The organism is Streptomyces sp. NPDC026522, from assembly GCF_055567555.1.
Genome location: NZ_JBVHQF010000006.1, coordinates 143851 through 156478, shown reverse-complemented (window position 1 = coordinate 156478; position 12628 = coordinate 143851). Strand labels below are relative to the sequence as shown.

At 71.2% G+C, this 12628-nt stretch carries 13 protein-coding genes and 1 pseudogene; 12 read left to right on the top strand and 2 right to left on the bottom strand.

What is annotated here, in order from left to right; all coding sequences use genetic code 11:
- The first annotated feature begins 107 nt into the window (after positions 1-107).
- The 9 genes from ACZ4M3_RS17195 (at position 108) to ACZ4M3_RS17155 (ending at position 8235) form a co-directional block, all read left to right on the top strand.
- Complete coding sequence (locus ACZ4M3_RS17195; protein WP_467733363.1) at positions 108-1583, top strand: DUF6777 domain-containing protein; 1476 nt, start codon at positions 108-110, stop codon at positions 1581-1583.
- 262 nt (positions 1584-1845) lie between these two features.
- Entirely contained in the window at positions 1846-2814 is a 969-nt protein-coding gene (locus tag ACZ4M3_RS17190; protein WP_467733361.1) for an SDR family NAD(P)-dependent oxidoreductase, read from the top strand.
- Positions 2815-2895: 81 nt separating this feature from the next.
- The gene (locus ACZ4M3_RS17185; RefSeq protein WP_467733359.1) at positions 2896-3939 is read left to right on the top strand and encodes a terpene synthase family protein; all 1044 of its coding nucleotides are present in this window, start codon (positions 2896-2898) and stop codon (positions 3937-3939) included.
- 149 nt (positions 3940-4088) lie between these two features.
- A complete protein-coding gene (locus ACZ4M3_RS17180) occupies positions 4089-4244 on the top strand; it encodes a DUF6131 family protein (protein WP_467733357.1) in 156 nt (51 codons plus the stop codon).
- A 134-nt stretch (positions 4245-4378) separates the two neighbouring features.
- Positions 4379-4540 carry a hypothetical protein gene (locus ACZ4M3_RS17175; RefSeq protein ID WP_046495796.1) on the top strand — a complete coding sequence of 54 codons (162 nt, stop codon included), beginning with the start codon at positions 4379-4381 and terminating at the stop codon, positions 4538-4540.
- A 340-nt stretch (positions 4541-4880) separates the two neighbouring features.
- On the top strand, positions 4881-5981 hold the full coding sequence (locus tag ACZ4M3_RS17170; protein ID WP_467733355.1) for an LLM class flavin-dependent oxidoreductase: 1101 nt from the start codon (positions 4881-4883) through the stop codon (positions 5979-5981).
- The gene (locus ACZ4M3_RS17165) at positions 5978-6631 is read left to right on the top strand and encodes a CE1759 family FMN reductase (protein ID WP_467733354.1); all 654 of its coding nucleotides are present in this window, start codon (positions 5978-5980) and stop codon (positions 6629-6631) included. Before ACZ4M3_RS17170 ends, ACZ4M3_RS17165 begins: the two co-directional genes overlap by 4 nt.
- A 146-nt stretch (positions 6632-6777) precedes the next feature.
- Positions 6778-7401, top strand: a complete 624-nt coding sequence (locus tag ACZ4M3_RS17160) for a GOLPH3/VPS74 family protein (protein WP_467733352.1) — start codon at positions 6778-6780, stop codon at positions 7399-7401.
- A gap of 285 nt (positions 7402-7686) precedes the next feature.
- A complete protein-coding gene (locus ACZ4M3_RS17155) occupies positions 7687-8235 on the top strand; it encodes a DUF1062 domain-containing protein (RefSeq protein ID WP_467733350.1) in 549 nt (182 codons plus the stop codon).
- 83 nt (positions 8236-8318) lie between these two features.
- On the opposite strand, the gene ACZ4M3_RS17150 is transcribed toward ACZ4M3_RS17155, so the two are convergent.
- On the bottom strand, positions 8319-8690 hold the full coding sequence (locus tag ACZ4M3_RS17150) for a winged helix-turn-helix transcriptional regulator (RefSeq protein ID WP_467733348.1): 372 nt from the start codon (positions 8688-8690) through the stop codon (positions 8319-8321).
- Positions 8691-8781: 91 nt separating this feature from the next.
- Here ACZ4M3_RS17150 and ACZ4M3_RS17145 point away from each other — a divergent pair, with 91 nt between their 5' ends.
- Both ACZ4M3_RS17145 and ACZ4M3_RS17140 read left to right on the top strand, forming a co-directional pair.
- Positions 8782-9621, top strand: coding sequence for an SDR family oxidoreductase (locus tag ACZ4M3_RS17145; protein WP_467733346.1), 840 nt, complete (start codon positions 8782-8784; stop codon positions 9619-9621).
- A 455-nt stretch (positions 9622-10076) separates the two neighbouring features.
- On the top strand, positions 10077-10424 hold the full coding sequence (locus tag ACZ4M3_RS17140; protein WP_467733344.1) for a hypothetical protein: 348 nt from the start codon (positions 10077-10079) through the stop codon (positions 10422-10424).
- Between the two features lie 631 nt (positions 10425-11055).
- Here ACZ4M3_RS17140 and ACZ4M3_RS17135 read toward each other — a convergent pair.
- Positions 11056-11553, bottom strand: a complete 498-nt coding sequence (locus ACZ4M3_RS17135; RefSeq protein ID WP_467734028.1) for an alpha/beta fold hydrolase — start codon at positions 11551-11553, stop codon at positions 11056-11058.
- Here ACZ4M3_RS17135 and ACZ4M3_RS17130 point away from each other — a divergent pair.
- A pseudogene (locus ACZ4M3_RS17130) lies at positions 11492-12259 on the top strand (hypothetical protein); the annotation flags it as partial. The gene ACZ4M3_RS17135 and the pseudogene ACZ4M3_RS17130 overlap by 62 nt on opposite strands.
- Positions 12260-12628: the final 369 nt, after the last annotated feature.

Sequence of the window (12628 nt, the reverse complement as noted above, 5' to 3'; positions counted from 1 at the left end):
CGCCCCCGCCAGCGGCGGGGGCACCGGGCCCGCCGACCGGCAGCGGCGATCCGGCTCACCGATGGCGGTCGCGCAGAACCGTACTGGGTGCCGGCGCAGCAGTGGTGATGGCGACGGCGGTGGTCCTCGCTTTCACCGTCATGGGCGGCGACAAGGCGAGCGGCGGCGAGGTCTTCCTCCAGGCCACCTCGGCGGCCGGCCCCGATCCGTTCACTCCCTCGACGGCTACGCGGTCCGAGGAGACCCCGACCACGCCCGCGATGGCCGGCGGGCCGAAGATCGGCAGGAACGGTACGCGAACCCTTGAGGTCAGTGGCGCGCAACCGGGGCTGTACGGAGGAACGCGTGACGTCGCGAGCTGCGACGTCGAGAAGCAGATCGAGTTCCTGACGCAGCACACGGACAAGCGGAAGGCCTTCGCCGACCCCCTGGGCATCCAGCAGTCCGACGTCCCCTCCTACCTCCGGTCACTGACGCCCGTTCGGCTGGGCTGGGACACCAGGGTCACCAACCACGGGTACCGGGACGGCGCGACCACCAGTTTCCAGGCGGTCCTGCAGGCCGGCACACCCGTCCTGGTGGACGACCGCGGCGTACCCCGCGTCCGCTGCGCCTGCGGCAACCCCTTGGCTCCGCCCGTCGCCGTCAAGGGCAAGCAGACGTACAGCGGCAGCCAGTGGTCGTCGTTCCAGTCCACCGACATCGTCGCGGTCAAGCCCGCCGAGAAGCCGGTCAAGACCGTCACGATGTTCGATCAGGAGCGCAAGGGCTGGTACGAGCGCCCGAGCGGCGACGTGCGGGGCAGGCACGACCACGAGACCGCTGCCCCCAAGGACCAGGAGCCCGAGTCGCCGCACCCGGCCCTGCCCGCGCCGCATCGGGAACCAGTGGAGAAGTCCCCTGACGTGCACCAGCAAAAGGACCCGGGCCAGGACGCGGGTCAGGAACCGGGCAGGGGCTCCAGCCCCGCGCAGGAGCCGCACAAGGACCGGGAGAACCATCCCGGCAAGGAGACGGGCCGGAATCCCGCCCCGGAACCGGGCAAGGATTCGGGGAACCGGCCGGACAAGCACCACAGCCCCGACCAGGATCCCGGGTACCAGCCGGAGAAGGGCCACAGCCCCGGCAAGGAGTCGAACAGGGACCAGGGAGACCATCCCGGCACCGAGCCGGCCCAGAGCCCCGCCCAGGAACCCGGAACGGTTCCCGGGAACGAGCCCGGCAGGAACCACGGCCCCGACCAGGAGCCGAACAAGGATCAGCCGGGCCAGCCGGGCCAGCCGGACAAGGACAAGGGCCAGAGCCCTGCCCCGGAACCCGGCCAGGCCCCCGGATACCAGCCCGACAAGAAGCAGGGTGCTGACAACAACCAGGGCCCGGACAAGAGCCACGGCCCGGACAAGAGCCACGGCCCGGACAACAACCAGGGCCCCGACAAGAGCCACGGCTCCGACAACAACCAGGGCCCCGACAAGAACGAGAGCCCTGGCAAGGAGCCGGACAAGGCCCCGGGGAACCAGCCCGACAAGGACCCGGGCCAGAAGCCCGGCAGCCGGCCCGGCCACGACGAGCCATCCGGCTGATCCTGGCCCCGATGTCCCCCCGCGGGCCGACAGTTCAGACAGACAGACGCCCGGCTCGGGATCTCCCGGCCGGGCGTCCGTCGTCGCCGATGGCGCAACGGCGCGCGCCGGAGCGTAGGGGGCGTTCGACGGCACGCACGACGCACACGGTTGCGTCGGGTCGAACCGCACGCTCCCTGTGCCGATGCCCACTACCGGGGCAGGGTGGGCGGTTGCCGGGGCAAGGAGGCCGTGCGCGGCGTCGTCGGGAGGGGTGGGCGGGGTGGACGAGGTCCGTTTCGATGATCGGGTGGTCGTGGTGACCGGTGGGGGCCGCGGGCTGGGCAGAGAGTACGCGGTGCTCCTCGCGGCCCGGGGCGCGAAGGTCGTCGTCAATGACCTGGGGACCGGGACCGACGGACGCGGGGCGTCGCCGTCGCCCGCGCACGCGGTGGCCGAGGAGATCAGGGCGGCGGGCGGGGAAGCGGTGGCCGATGTGCACGACGTCGCCACCACGGCCGGCGCCGAGGCCCTGGCCGGAGCCGCGCTGGAGCAGTGGGGCCGACTGGACGTCCTGATCAACAACGCCGGGGTATCGATCCTGCGCCCGTTGGGCGAGCTTTCCGAGGCGGAGTGCCGCCGGGTGCTGGACACGCATGTGGGCGGGACGCTGAACATGCTGCGCGCCGTCTGGCCGCCCATGGCCGCGGCCGGGTACGGGCGGATCGTCAACACCTGCTCCGACGCCCTCTTCGGCGACAGCGGGCTGAGCGTCTACGCCGCGGGGAAGGGCGCCGTGCTGGGGCTGACCACGTCGTCGGCCGCCGAGGGAGCCGCTGTCGGCATCAAGGTCAACGCGGTCGTTCCCGTCGCCGCCACGCGCATGTCCCTGGAGGCGGTGCAGGGCGACGCACAGATGACCGCGCTCCTCACGGACCTGTTCCCCGCCCGGCACGTCGCGTCCGTGGTCGCGGTGCTGGCCCACGAGACGGCTCCGTGCAGCGGAGAACTCCTGCACGCGGCCGGCCGCCGGGTCGGCCGGATCTTCCTGGGCGCCACCGAAGGCGTCGTCTGGAAGGAGGACCCCACACCCGAGATGGTCCGCGCCGACTTGCCGCGGATCCGCAGCACCGAGACGTTCCGCACGCCGGGGAGCGTCAGCGAGTCCATGGCCTTCTCCCTCGCCCGGCTGGGCTCCGGCGGCGCCCAGCCGCTCGCCCTCGACCTCACGACCCCGGCCGCCCGGGAATGAGACGCATCCGCCGAATCCTTTCGGCAGCCCGACCGGGGCGGCGGCCGGTCGCACTCGACCATCAGGACTCCGGGAGGGCACGTGCCACAGGACGTCGACTTCGACCTCCCCGCCGTCATGCCGGTCAGCCCCGACCTCGAAGACGCCCGCCGGCACAACCTGGACTGGGTGCGCCGCTTCGGCCTGGTCCGTGACGACAGGTCCCTCACCTGGTACGCCTCGTGGGACATGCCGCGCCTGGCCGCGCTCGGCTTCCCCCACGCCCGGGGCCCCGCTCTGGACCTGTGCGCGGACGCGATGGGGTTCTTCTTCGTCTTCGACGACCAGTTCGACGGCCCGCTCGGCCGCGATCCCGCCGGAACCGCCCGGGTGTGCGGGCGGTTGATCGACATCGCGCACGGCGCCCCGGCACCGGACGGCGCGGATCCGTGCACGGCGGCGTTCGCCGACATCAGGGCGCGGAGCACGGACGGCGCGCACCCCGCCTGGACCGCGCGCACCGCGCACGAGTGGGAGTACTACTTCGCCGCACACCCCCACGAAGCGCTGGGCCGCCTCCGTGGCACGCCCGCCGACATGGAGACCTACCTCCAGGTCCGTCGCGGCGTCGCCGCCACCGACCTGCCCCTGTCGCTCGGCGAACGCGCCGCCGGGATCACCGTGCCGGCGGCGGCCTTCCACAGCCCGCAGCTGCGCATCATGCGCCGGGCCGCCATCGACGTCACCTTGATGTGCAACGACGTGTACTCCCTGGAGAAGGAAGAAGCCCGCGGCGACATGGACAACCTGGTCCTCGTCCTCGAACGATCCCGGCACCTCACTCGCCGCGAGGCCCTCATCGCCGCCCGGCAGGAGGTGGACCGACGTGTCCTGCGGTTCCAGGGGCTCGCCGGACAGGTGCCCGATGTCTGCGCCCAGCTCGCCCTCTCCGGCGGGGAACGGGATGCCGTCGGCCGCTACGTCCAGGTCATGACGGCCTGGATGAGCGGCTACCACGCCTGGCAGACCGAGACCCTGCGCTACCGCACCGCAGCACAGGTCGTGCCGCCGTCGGGCCCCGGCTACCTCGATCAGGTTCTCGTCCTTCGGCCCGGCGACGGGCCGCCGGGCGGGCGGCGGCGCTGAGCGCGGCCCCGCGTAGCGGGCGGAATGTCGCGCGTGCTACAGCGGGGTGATCATGTCAGCGCTGGGTATGCGCCTTGCGGAGAATGGAGCGCTGGGGTGGGGGAGCACTCCGGAACCGAAACCGTGACCCCACGAAATTGGAGGGCACCATGATCGTCCTCGGTGTCATTCTGCTCATCATCGGCTTCCTGACCAGCATCAGCATTCTGTGGACGATCGGTATCGTCCTCGTCGTCATCGGCATCGTTCTTTGGATCGTGGGCGCTATGGGACACGCTGTCGGTGGCCGCAAGCACTACTGGTGACCTGCTCGTCCGGGCGCTCCAGCGCTCCGTCGCCGGCGCATTCTCTTGCCCACGCGACGGAGTAAGAAACGCATAAAAATCGAATGCATGGGCGGAGTGCGGTCGGGCAGAAGGCGCTTCGGAGGTTGATAACCATGGTTCCCCTGCTTCTCGTTCTTCTGCTCGCCCTGATCCTCTTCGGTGCCGGTTTCGCGGTGAAGGTGCTCTGGTGGGTCGCCATCGCCGTGCTGGTGCTGTGGCTGATCGGTTTCGTCGCCCGCCCGAAGGGGGGTAGTGGCCGCTGGTACCGCTGGTAGCCGTACGGCGGCTGCGCAGCAGTGACATGCAGGGCGGTGGCCCGCCGTTCCCTCACTCCGAGGGGGCGGCGGGCCACCGCCCTGTCGGCGCTTCGGAAGGCGGACACCGGCCGGTAACGGGTGAAAACGGGTACGAGGGGTATCCGGGGGCAGCCGGGGCGGTCGTCGTGACGCAGCAGGGGACCTGCTCACCTCCAACGATCGACGGCCGCCCCGGTCCGGCTCCCTGTGCGCCGGCCGGGCCGCGCGGGGCACCGGCCCCGCACCGCGTGGGAATAGCCCGATCAGGTCGCTCGTTCCGAGGTATAGTTGAATCGTCAACAATCCTGGAAGGGGAGCCATGCAGTTCGGCATCTTCACCGTCGGCGACGTCACGGCCGATCCGACGACCGGACGTACGCCCGGGGAGCACGAGCGCATCAAGGCGATGCTCGCCATCGCGCAGAAGGCCGAGGAGGTCGGCCTCGACGTCTTCGCCACCGGCGAGCACCACAACCCGCCCTTCGTCCCCTCCTCACCGACCACGCTGCTCGGCTACATCGCCGCGCGCACCGAGAACCTGATCCTCTCCACGTCGACGACACTGATCACGACGAACGACCCGGTGAAGATCGCGGAGGACTTCGCGATGCTCCAGCACGTCGCGGACGGCCGCGTCGACGTGATGATGGGCCGCGGCAACACCGGTCCGGTGTACCCCTGGTTCGGCAAGGACATCCGCGACGGCATCGACCTCGCCATAGAGAACTACGCGCTGCTGCGCCGCCTGTGGGACGAGGACGTCGTCTCCTGGAAGGGCAAGTTCCGCACGCCGCTGCAGTCCTTCACGTCCACCCCGCGCCCGCTGGACGGTGTCGCGCCCTTCGTGTGGCACGGCTCCATCCGCTCGCCGGAGATCGCCGAGCAGGCCGCGTACTACGGCGACGGCTTCTTCCACAACAACATCTTCTGGCCGTCCTCCCACACCAAGCAGATGGTGAACCTGTACCGGGAGCGGTACGCCCACTACGGGCACGGCACCCCCGAGCAAGCCGTCGTCGGGCTCGGCGGTCAGGTGTTCATGCGCAAGAACTCGCAGGACGCGGTGCGTGAGTTCCGCCCGTACTTCGACAACGCGCCGGTGTACGGCCACGGTCCGTCCCTGGAGGAGTTCACCTCCCAGACCCCGCTGACCGTCGGCTCGCCCCAGGAGGTCATCGAGCGGACCCTGTCCTTCCGGGAGTACGCCGGTGACTACCAGCGCCAGTTGTTCCTGATGGACCACGCGGGCCTGCCCCTGAAGACCGTGCTGGAGCAGCTCGACCTGCTCGGCGAGGAGGTCGTGCCGGTGCTGCGCAAGGAGTTCGCGAACCTGCGGCCGGCCGGCGTGCCGGACGCGCCGACCCACCCGGCCCGGGTGGCGGCGGCGCAGGAGGCCATGAAGGAGGAGGTGCAGGCATGAAGCTCGTCGTCGTCTCGGCGGGTCTGAGTTCGCCTTCCTCGACGCGGTTGCTCGCCGACCGGCTGGCGGCCGCGACGCTGGGGCACGTCGACGCCGAGCCCGAAGTGATCGAGCTGCGAGACCTGGCCACAGAGATCGCCCAGCATTTCGTCACCGGGTTCCCACCAGCCCGACTGGCCGCGGCGCTCGACGCGGTGGCGGCCGCCGACGGCCTGATCGCCGTGTCACCCGTCTTCGCGGCGTCCTACAGCGGCCTGTTCAAATCGTTCTTCGACGTCATCGACAAGGACGCCCTCACCGGCAAGCCGGTGCTCCTCGGCGCGACCGGCGGCACCGCCCGGCACTCCCTGGTCACCGAACACGCTCTGCGCCCGTTGTTCAGCTATCTGCGTGCGCTGGTCCTGCCGACCGCGGTGTACGCGGCCTCGGCGGACTGGGGCGACGAAGGGCTGGCCCAGCGGATCGCCCGTGCGGGCGCGGAACTGGCTGACTTCATGACACGCGCCACGCGGGACACCGCCCCCGACGTCGACACCGCCGCCGCGGTCGCACCCCGTTCGCTGACAGGGGCGATCACCTCGGTGGATCCGGCAGCCGGCTTCACGACGACGTCATTCGAACGGCGGCTGGCGGCGCTCCGGGCCGAGTAGCCACAGCCGGTCTCCTGCGAGCAGGCCCGGCGGCCCGGGCGGAGGCGATACTGGTGGTGACAGTCACGTCGCCGCCGAACCGGCTCCGGATGCTGGCCGGGGCGGTGGGGACGTACCTTCGTCGCTGCCTCCGAGGGGAGCCGTTCATGACCACGGCGAGAGACCTGTTCATCACCGCCATGGACACGGGGCCGGAGCATGTCGTGGGACAGGGCGACCTGTCGCTCGCACTCGCGGGAGCCGAGCTGATCGATCTCATCGGTGCGGGTGCCGTCACGGTGGACGGGGACCGCATCGTGCCAGGCGCCCCGCCGTGGCCGGACGATCGGCTCCTGGACGAGGCCGCGGCACGGCTCACGCGGCAACCGCCTTACGAGCGGATCGAGGACTGGCTGTGGCGCCGCGGCCGGGACCTCGCGGCCGCGTACCAGGCCGCACTGGAGGAGGACGGCGAGCTGACGCGAAAGCGCACTGGCCGGTTGTCCTTCGGCCCGGAACACGTGGAACCGGTCGATACGCCCAGCCGTCGCCGGGCAGCCGACCGCTGGGAGGCGGAGGAGCCCGTCCTGACCGCCCTCGCCTCGGCCGTGGGCATCGACGGCGGGCGATCCGATGACGAGCCCGGCCTCGACGACGAGCCCGGCCTCGACGACGAGGCGGTGACGACCGTAGTGGCCGCCGTCCACGACGCGGTGATGGAGCTGGAGGCCGTCCACCAGCGGCGGACCATCGAAAAGGCGGCCTTCGCCAACCTCTGGCGCGGCCCGTGAGTCGGATCCGGGGTTGAGACCGACGGCCGGCGCGAGCGATCGCCCGGCCGTCCGTGCGGACCGTCCATCTTCCGCAGGGCCGGAAGCCGGCGTTGAGGCGCTCGAAAACCAGTGGAGCAGCGCCGCTCTGCGCCACTACCGTGCTGCCGGACCGAGCCGCCCAGCCAAGGACGTTCCGTTGTACACCGTGTGAGACCTCCCGAGCGATGAATCGTCGCGCGTCGCACCGCATGTGCGCCGCGCTCCTTTTTGCTGCGGTCTTCTCACTGGAACCGGTGTACTTCTGTGCTCGAAAACTGGGTGGTCATGCCCACCTGCCTGCCGCTCGTCCTCCGCCGTTGCCACGCCTGCGCGTCCGAGCGCTTCCGGGCAAACGGTAAGTTCCGCGTCAACGCGCACCACAAGCTCCTCGACGCCTGGCTCCTCGCGCTCTGTACCGCTTGCGGGGAAACGGCAAAGCTCACGGTCCTGGAACGGATGAACGTGCGCTCCGTACGCCCTCAGCTGCTGCACCGGCTGCATGCCAACGACCTCGGCCTGGCCGCGGAGCTGCTCCAGGATCCGGTCGTGCGGCGCCGCAATCGCATCGCCCTGGACTGGGACGACGCCTGGCGCCTCGACACCGGCGGATCGGAGCACCTGGACCGCGAGGTGATCGACGTCTGCGTCCGCTTTGCGGCGCGGATCCCCGTCCGGCCGGTGCGGCTGATCGCCGAGGGGTGCGGTCTTTCGCGGGCCGAGGTCGAGAGGCTGATCACGGAGGGGAACCTCGTCTCGGCAGTCCGGCTGAGCGGCAAACTCTCCGGCGACTTCACCTTCACGCTCAAGCGCTGAGGCCTCCTCCGGACAGGCCCACGGCGTTCCGTCAGAGATCCTGTGACGGAACGCCGTGGGCCTTGCGGTCGGCCACCACTGCGCTATCCCGCGTGGTGCGGCGACAGTTGCCGTGTGATCCGGTCGAACAACTGCGCCAGCGGCTCGCTGATGTCCCGACCGAACTCGGTCAGCCCGTAGGTGACTTGGGGCGGCGTCGTCGGCTCGACCTCCCGCCAGACCAGATCGTCCTGGACCAGCGCGCGCAGGGTCTGGGCGAGCATCTTCTCGCTGATGCCCTGGATGCTCTCGCGCAGCTCGTAAAACCGGAGGTCGTTGCTCTGCAAGGAGATCAACACCCAGACGCCCCACCTGCTGGTGACGTGGTCGACCACGTCCCGCGCCGGGCAGTCGGTGTGAAACACCTCATACCGCTTCCCCGTCTCGGCCCCTGTGTCCTGCGCGCTTCCCGTCACGTGCTGAGCTTACCTCCAGGTATGTCCTTACCGAAAGTTAGCCCAGCTCCTAGCGTGAAGTGCACAAGGGACATCGAAGAAGGAGCTGATCATGATCGTGGTGACCGGGGCCACCGGGAATGTCGGCCGGCCGTTGACACGGGCGTTGGCCGAGGCGGGGGAGCAGGTGACGGCGGTGTCACGGCACGCCGCAGCGGTGCCGGACGGGGTCCGCCACGTGGCGGCCGACCTGGCCGAGCCAGCAGGCCTCCGGCCCGCGCTGGCCGGGGCGAAAGCACTGTTCCTGCTGCTGTCCGGCGACCTGCACGCCACCGGAGCCGGCCCGGCCGACCTCATCGGCGAAGCCGCGGCGAGCGGGGTCCGCCGGGTCGTCCTGCTCTCCACGCAGGGCGTGGCGACCAGGCCCTTCGGCCCGACGCGGATCGCGATGCGCGCGCTGGAGGACGTACTGCGCGAGTCCGGCCTGGAGTGGGCCATCCTGCGGCCGGGCGGCTTCGCCTCCAACGCCCTGTGGTGGGCCGAGTCCATCCGCGCCCGGCGGGTCGTCGCCGCGCCCTTCGGCGACATCGGGGTGCCGATCGTCGACCCGGCGGACATCGCCGAGACCGCGGCGGCCTGCCTGCTCGATGACCGGCACACCGGTGGCGTGTACGAGCTGACCGGTCCGGAGGCGATCACGCCGCGCCGGCAGACGGAGGCCATCGCCGCCGCGCTGGGCTCGCCCGTACGGTTCCACGACCTGACCCGGGACGAGGCCAAGGCGGCCATGGCCCAGAGCATGCCGGCGGAGCTCGCCGACGACACCCTGGACATCCTCGGCTCCCCGAGCCCGGCCGAGCTGCGTGTCAGCCCGGACGTCGAGCGGGTCCTGGGCCGCGCCCCGCGCCCCTTCGCCGACTGGGCCGCCCGCAATATCGCCGCGTTCCGCTGAGACCGGCCGACGCCGCCGGAACTGCTCGGCGCGCTCGGGGGACGGAACCTGACCGGTAGTTGGCGACGCCGTCCGCCCTGAGCGACCGTGCTGGGCGCAGCCGTCAACAGCTGGCTGTGCCCAGCACTCTCACCACAGGCGCTGTACGAACACCCGGCCCGGCCTGCTCCTGGGCCGCAGAGGCCGGAAGCAGTCCGTCCGGAAGTCGCGGGGGCGCCCCCCGGGTCTACACCACCCGCAGCGCCGAGGCGGCGATCCGCCAGCCGTCGGCGGTCCTGACCAGTTCGATGCCTCGCCGTGCCTGACCCTGCCGCTCCATGTCTTGAGCAGCTCATGTTCTTGCCGGCGCGGTCGAACTCGTCGACGATGCTCCAAGGCCCCGGCCGCCCGCATTCCACCGGGCCCGGTCAGGGCATCGGAGAACAGGGGAGACAGTGACAAGGAACGGCACTCCAATGAAGCGCTCTACAGCGACCGCGGCACTCATACCGCTTCTCGTACTCGCCGGACTGCTGCTGGGCCCTGCGGCAACCGCCACGGCAGCCGTTGCGACCACCGTCCGGCAGGCCCCCGCCGCAGCGGCGCTCCCGGAGCACGCCCTCCGCGCCGGCGCCGGCGCGGTGAGCGGCTTCCACGCGCCGACATCGTCCCAGGTCAAGGCCACCACCGGGATCAAGAAGAGCAAGAAGAGCAAGAAGAAGGGCGGCCTGTTCAAGAAGCTCCTGATCGTCGTGGTCGTCGTCATCGTGCTGCTCGTGGTCCTGTACGGGGTCCGCCGAGCTCTGCGCCGCAGGTCCGCCTAAGGGATCGCCCGTCTGGTTGCAGGCGCCGTCGGGCTCCAGCCCGGCGGTGGCGCAGTCGCCGGTCGACGGGCTCGGGTCGTTCTCCCGGCCCGGGGCCAGGGGCTTCCCATGAGCCCGGCAGTCGGCGAAGGCCTCCGCCGGGTCAGCTGCCTTGCAGATCAGTGCATCGCGGTACGAGCGCAGCTGGTCAATATGCGGCTCCGAGTCAGTCGAGGGCGCGGTCGTCATCGATGGCAGGACGGACGATCTGGCGGAGCTCGCCAGGGCCGCCCGGGCGTGGCACGACGGGGCACCGCGCTGACCGGCATCCGCCGCGCGGCGCCCTTCGTACACCTCACCGGACGGTTCGAGGTGCCCGACCACGATCCCGGGCGATGGGTGGCGTCCGAGTGGCTGCGCATGCGGCAGGCGGCGGACGAACTGGATCACGCCTGGCGGCAGCCGTGCGGCGGCCGGCTTCCGGCCCCGGTCCGACCCCGCGCGGCGGATGACATGCACGGCCGGCCCCGCGCCCCGGCGGCCGGCGGCCGGACCGCGCCGACTCCCGCCACTTCTCCGTCGCCCACCACGGCCGGGCGTGGGGCGCAGCGTCGGGCCGTAGCGACCGACGGCCCACCGCCGTCATGGCCGGTCATCTCGTCGACGCCCGCCTCCTGATCGCTTCCACGAACGGGACGATCGCGTCGAGGAAGTGCTCGTTGCGATCGCCGACCACCATGTGTCCCGCGCCGGCCACATCGACGCGCCGCGCAAGGGGGACCCGGTCGCAGAACTGGTCGGCGATGTCCCCGCGCACCACGTCGCTGAGCCCGCCGCGAACGAGCAGGATCGGTACGCCGGCGCGGCAGGCGGCGGCGAGGAGACGTTCCGCCATGCCCGGCGGGTCCATCCGGCCCTCGAAGCTGTCCAGCAGCCGGGGATCCCAGTGCCAGACCCAACGGCCGCCGTGGCGACGTAGGTTGTGCAGCACTCCCTCCGGGTCCGACGGAGGGGCACGGTGCGGCAGGTGGGCGGACACCGCCGCGGCCGCTTCGCCCGCGTCGGCGAATCCGGCCGGACGGCCGCGCATGAACGCGACGATCCGGTCGGAGCCACCGGGATCCGGCCGATGGGCGACGTCGACGAGCACCAGGGCGCGGATCGCCGCCTCGGGCGTCTCCCCGGCGGCCAGCAGCGAACTCAGGCCGCCGAGCGAAGCACGTCCGCCGGGTGCTCCGGGCCGCACTGGATCTGGGCGAGGCCGAGCGGATCGGCCTGGGGCGCGCGTTCATCGTCACCTTCCCGATCTACACCGCGAAAGCGGGACGCCGTCGGCCCTTCCCCGACAACGTCGCCCGCGCGCTGGCGAACGAGGCGAACCTGGCCCGCTTGGAGACCTTCGACTTCGACGACCGGGGCCTGCGGGACATCTGGGAGGCTCTGGTCCTGACCGGCCGCCGGGGCACCGAGGTCTCCAAAGTCCGCCTGGACTGCATCGGGCAGCTCAACCGGATCCCGATGTTCTGGCACGACCAGACGAAGGTGGGCCACTACGACCAGGCGATCCGCATCCCCGAACGCCTCTACGAGCGGATCGAGAAGCGCCAGGCCAAGACACTCGCCAGGTTCGTCCACAACCACGGACGCCCGCCGACCAGCGAGGAACGGCCCCGCCCCGCGCTGTTCCCCCGCCGGTCCACCAACTGCGACGGCACGCACAGCGTGTCGCACAACTGGTTCACAGCGCGTTCCGCAGCTGGGTCGACACGCTCGACATTGCGCACTGCGTCCCGCACCAGGCCCGGCACACCCTGGCCACCAACCTCCTGCGCAACGGGGCGAACCTCTCCCACGTCAAGCGCTACCTGGGGCAGGTATCCGAGCGCATGGCCGAGCACTACACCCACCTGGCCAACACCGACCCGCAGCTCAACGACGCGCTGAACGCCTTCTGGGTCGCCGGACCCGGCTCCGCCGAGCCTGGCGTCCTGCTCTCCAGCGGCGAGCCGATGAGCCGGGAGGAGGCCGAAGCGCTGGCCATCGACCTCACCCGCCGGTCCACGCCGGCCGAGGGCGGGTTCTGCACGTTCCAGCCCGTCGTCAACGGCGACGCCTGCCGCTGGAACATGGACTGCCGTAACTGCGACAAGTTCGTCATGTCGGCGCCGATCTCGTCTACTGGCTCCGCAAGCGCGAGCAGTGGCGGACCCTGGTCGAGCGCGCGC

Excerpts from the sequence above, each read along its gene's own strand:
- ACZ4M3_RS17175 (WP_046495796.1), top strand. The coding sequence starts at position 4,379 with ATGGTTCCCCTGCTTCTCGTTCTTCTGCTCGCCCTGATCCTCTTCGGT.
- ACZ4M3_RS17160 (WP_467733352.1), top strand. The coding sequence starts at position 6,778 with ATGACCACGGCGAGAGACCTGTTCATCACCGCCATGGACACGGGGCCG.
- ACZ4M3_RS17195 (WP_467733363.1), top strand. The coding sequence starts at position 108 with ATGGCGACGGCGGTGGTCCTCGCTTTCACCGTCATGGGCGGCGACAAG.
- ACZ4M3_RS17180 (WP_467733357.1), top strand. The coding sequence starts at position 4,089 with ATGATCGTCCTCGGTGTCATTCTGCTCATCATCGGCTTCCTGACCAGC.
- ACZ4M3_RS17165 (WP_467733354.1), top strand. The coding sequence starts at position 5,978 with ATGAAGCTCGTCGTCGTCTCGGCGGGTCTGAGTTCGCCTTCCTCGACG.
- ACZ4M3_RS17140 (WP_467733344.1), top strand. The coding sequence starts at position 10,077 with ATGAAGCGCTCTACAGCGACCGCGGCACTCATACCGCTTCTCGTACTC.
- ACZ4M3_RS17170 (WP_467733355.1), top strand. The coding sequence starts at position 4,881 with ATGCAGTTCGGCATCTTCACCGTCGGCGACGTCACGGCCGATCCGACG.
- ACZ4M3_RS17145 (WP_467733346.1), top strand. The coding sequence starts at position 8,782 with ATGATCGTGGTGACCGGGGCCACCGGGAATGTCGGCCGGCCGTTGACA.